The sequence below is a fragment of the Mycobacterium sp. E3251 genome, assembly GCF_001666835.1.
Taxonomy (GTDB): domain Bacteria; phylum Actinomycetota; class Actinomycetes; order Mycobacteriales; family Mycobacteriaceae; genus Mycobacterium.
In genome coordinates this window covers 1-630 of the sequence record NZ_LZJF01000191.1, presented here as the reverse complement: position 1 = coordinate 630, position 630 = coordinate 1, and the positions used below count along the sequence as shown (strand labels likewise).

The 630-nt window shown below is 67.8% G+C and carries 2 pseudogenes; one reads left to right on the top strand and one right to left on the bottom strand.

What is annotated here, in order from left to right:
- Window positions 1–332: pseudogene (locus A5697_RS28830) on the top strand (hypothetical protein); the annotation flags it as partial.
- A gap of 4 nt (window positions 333–336) precedes the next feature.
- Here the strand turns inward: A5697_RS28830 and A5697_RS23750 are convergent.
- Window positions 337–630: pseudogene (locus A5697_RS23750) on the bottom strand (hypothetical protein); the annotation flags it as partial.

The window sequence follows — 630 nt, the reverse complement described above, 5'->3', positions numbered from 1 at the left end:
ATCTCGACGATCCCGTTCGGCACCAAGACCGGCGAGATCGAGATGGACGGGCAGCGGGTCGCCGTCCCCGTCGCGACGGATCAGATGAAGATGATCGCCAAGCTGTCCGGCGGGCAGTCTTACACCGCCGGCAACGTCGCCGAGCTTTCCAAGAGCTACAACGCGATCGAGAAGGACATCGGCTACCGCACGGTGCCGGGGCCGGGCAGCGCCAGATCGGCTACGAGACCGTCAAGGGCGACGCCAGCCTGGCGTGGATGCTGCTGGGGGCCGTCGCGATGGCCGGCGCCATCCTGGCCGGCTTGTTCCTCAACCGCCGGCTGCCCTCCTGAGCGATCAGACCGGGAGCCGCCGGTTGATCAGCAGCGCCAGCGCCGTCGCGATCAGGGCGGTGATGACGCCCAGGCGCAACCACCCGGCGCTGCCCGGCCCCGGCACCGTGCGGTAGCCGATGTCCTTCTCGATCGCGTTGTAGCTCTTGGAAAGCTCGGCGACGTTGCCGGCGGTGTAAGACTGCCCGCCGGACAGCTTGGCGATCATCTTCATCTGATCCGTCGCGACGGGGACGGCGACCCGCTGCCCGTCCATCTCGATCTCGCCGGTCTTGGTGCCGAACGGGATCGTCGAGAT